The sequence below is a fragment of the Endozoicomonas sp. SESOKO4 genome, from assembly GCF_024606275.1.
Genome location: NZ_JAHHPS010000456.1, coordinates 1 through 3,757, shown reverse-complemented (window position 1 = coordinate 3,757; position 3,757 = coordinate 1). Strand labels below are relative to the sequence as shown.

Below are 3,757 nucleotides of genomic sequence, written 5' to 3'. Positions count from 1 at the left end.
ACCCCGGTAATGCCCATGGCATAGGTTTCTGGTGACAGAGAGTCCCGGAATTTATTCAAGTTGTACAGCGACACCGAGCTTTGGGCCAGGCCCGATATCCCCATACCCACACCTAAGCCCATCTGGGCCGGGCCAAACCAGGATTTGGCGGCTAGTTTTGCCTGAAAGTTCTGAAACTTTTTCAAGGTCGGGGATTGGTCAACCCCCTTTTTCCTGAGCCAGCGGTCAATCATGTTTTCCCGCAAAGCCCCGGCCTGTTTCAAGGCATCACTGCTTTCATGGCTGCCTTTTTGATCCACCATGGAGTCGACAATGGCCTTGAATTCATCACTGCCCCTGATAGCCTCCTTCAAATCGCCAATGTCTTCCTCAAACCCTGCCTTGCTGTATATCTCCAGGACTCTGTCCATGGCCCCTTCCACGGAAGCAGCTTTACCCGCCGACAACAACTGCACCAGCTCCGTCATCACCTTCCGCTGGAGTTTGCTGTCATCAGCGGGGCTGACTGCCGAAACGGCAGCAAATCTCTGGTTGGCAAAGAGATTAATGGTTTTCAGCAGCTCTGCCGCCTTGCCCTCAGTACCCGATGCCCTCAGTTGTTGTTTTAGCGACTCCAGCTCCCTGCTGGTCAGTGTTTTATCCAGCTCGTCATCCACGAGATCAAGGGTTTGGATGACAGAACGACCACAGCTGTCCCCCGCAGCCCTGCGACAAACCACCTTTGGTAAATCCGGCTCGGGCAGGTTCAGCGTTCTGCTAAAAGCGTTAAGCCGTTTGCGAAAAGGCTCCCCGGCGATATTCCAGTTGCTTTCATCGCCGGACAGGGTTTGCAGCAAGTCAACGCTGTTTGAAATTCCCTGTCGCAGTGACCTCGCAATGTCTGCACCAGTGTCAACAGCGTCCAATTCTTTGACTAAGTCAGCGGCTGTTGCCAGACGATCCAGCTTAGCGACCACGTCCAGGCGGGCGGGCATCACCCTGACCCTGCCCGGGTCGTTGATGGCGAGACCTTCAGAATTATTTCGAACCCCAAGCGCTACCAGGTCACCGCCGGTGTGTTCTCCCGCAATCGCCTTGTCCAGCACCTTAAAAAGCGTTAAGGCGCCAACGGCCACCAGCCCCTGCGTCATGGTGGTGCCAATAACCATCCGGTTTTGCCGGGTATCCACCCAGGATGCATCGAGAGTCAGAGTCGGATTGAGTTCCACTTCAACCCGGCTTCCCCGGACATCCAGCGGCAAAGTCACCACGTCAGTCAGTGTGCTTAACCTGTCCACCCGTCGGCACTGAACGTCGTCAAGGCGTTCATCCGCTGCTATCTGTCCGGCAATATCATTGAGTTCAAGTTTCAGCAGCTCACCCGCCAGTTCAGAACGTGCCTGCCATTGGCCAGGATCAGCGACAATGCCTGTCTTTTGCTCATCACTGACCCGATCAATCAATGCCTGCCCAAGTCGATTCCGATCACTGGTACCCAGTTCACCTACTCGTTTGGCAATGTCTTCAGACAGGGACGGCGGAGGATCGGAAACATCGCTGAAAATCGCTTCCAAATTCTTAATAAAGGCCAGGGTTTCTGAATCTGTGCGACCAATACCCGACTGCCGGGTTAATTGCAGTAACCCATCCACTTCCCCTGAGCCAAGGTTTTGCCACGAGGCCACTCGTTCGGTATCAACACTCACCATGCCAAACACCCGGTCACCACTCTTGACCAGTGGCTGGCGTTGCCCTTCGCTAATGGCTACCGGGTCAATGACACGGAGGCCGTTTCGGGGGCTCAGCGACATGGGCTCAACAGGTAACTGGAACGCCTCTCCTTTTGATATCCTGAGCGACAGAGTTTCCGCAAAAACGCTGTACACGGATTTATCGAACAGATGCCCTCTTAGAACATTTTTATCAATATTGGCGAAATCAGTGATGCGACGGGCAGACGCTTTAACAGCCGCAGTGAAAGCATCAAAACCTTTTTTTTTCAGTGTCTCGCTCAACTCTATCGCCGCATTTTGCGGTAACTCACCGGCTACCGCGTCACTGACACCCGTCAAGGGCATGAACCCTGTGGAAACGTCAGGCGTCACTTGTCTGGCAATTTTGGTAATGCTTTGAAACAGGAAGTTGGTAAACAGGGACTTAATATAAGATCGGTGCTGGCTGCCAACAGGCATATATCTCAGCGCCAGTTGCTCTGCTTCTAAACGACACTTGGCAAGAAACCGTTGTACACTTTCACTGGGCATCAGGCGGTTCAGGCCGGATAGCGGGCTTCCCCAGGACTGTAAATTGACGAACACCCGATGGTTGACCGGTGACCCTTTGGGGGACGTTGGTTTAGCATCAATAAAATCAGGCAGGGAAGTCTTAATTTTTTCAATCAGCTCATTGTTCACCGCTTTAAAACGCAGCGGTTTGCCTGAATTCAGTTCCATCAGTTGTTGGTTAACACGCTCAAGATTTTGAACCAGATAGCGACCGTTCGCCTGATCATCACGCAGCGTTTTGGTTAGCAGCTCACGGATCGTTGCCACTTCCAGACCGGAAACCGCCTTAAACGACTCAGGATCACTGATTTCCAACCGCAGGGAGTCTACAGTGTCCATCACCAGCCGTGCATAAGGCTTGCCATCCTTCCCCGGAGGCATTTCTGCAACAACAACCTGTCGATTAAATTGGTCATAAGCCCCCTGTTCATCAATAGTCAGACGCAGTCCCCCGGCTACCTCAATGGATCGGACGACAAGTTGCTCATCTCCCCTGGCTATGGCGTCCGAGGTTTTTTGCTCAATGGCGGGCAATCCCAGACTTTCCCTGATGCGGTTTTCATACTCAAGCTCGCCACTGGCAGGCAACAGCTCCGGAAAAATACTGGCCAGCCTGGGAAACAGCTGGGTGCTATCACTGACTTCAGCTCCTTGCCTGATGGTTGACGGGTCTATTTTTATTGTCACAAACCCATTTTGTCCCTGGTAACGCTCAAGGCGATTATTCTGGCTAATGGTGGTGTCCAGTGTCAGCAGAACCCTGGCCTGACCGGGAATGAGGCGGGAAATTTTTCCATCGGCTGCCTGGGAAACCTGCGGGAGATCACTCAAAGAAACAGGCCGGGCCAGCTCTGTGGCCAATGATTCCAAACGTGTTTTTAATGCCTTGCCTTCGTCGGTACTCTTAAAAAAAAGCTCCAGCGAATGATGCATTTTTTTTACTATCCGCAGGCCATCAACCTTCTGGTCAGCCAGTCCTGCGGGAAGGTGAAAAAGAATGAACCTCAGTTCCGGGTCAGAAGCAGTGAATAACCAGCCTTTCTTGGGCTGACCTGTTGTCGGGTTCAGTTCGCTGTCTACTGCAATAGCGTCCTGAATGTGCCTGACGGTTGTTGTTTCAGCGAAGGGCACGATCCGCACAGTCTTCGGTGCGCTGTTTACATCCGGTTGCTGTCCAGCACTTTTAGTATTTTGTAGAAGGATCCCATACTGACCACTGTCTTTCATCCTGACCAGCGAGAAACGCTGGTCCTCTCCCGAACTGACGACTTCTGTTGTCTTAATGTTTTGGGGGTTTTGCAAAAAGGGGCTGACCTGTGGCTTTATTAAGGCGGCTTTATCAAGGTTCAAAACCAGGCGGTCAGTGCCTGAATCAGCATCAGTCCTGACCAGCCTGACCTCACCACTGGAGTTGTTAATCAGCAGCTTAAACGCCAGCCGCTCATAAGAGGCCGCTTTGCTCCTGTAAACAAGCTGCCTCTGCTGACCGTCAT

At 52.5% G+C, this 3,757-nt stretch carries 1 protein-coding gene; it reads right to left on the bottom strand.

Annotated elements, in window-relative coordinates; genetic code table 11:
- The coding region (locus tag KDK16_RS08905) for a hypothetical protein (protein ID WP_257275673.1) at positions 1–3,757 on the bottom strand (3,757 nt) is incomplete at both ends.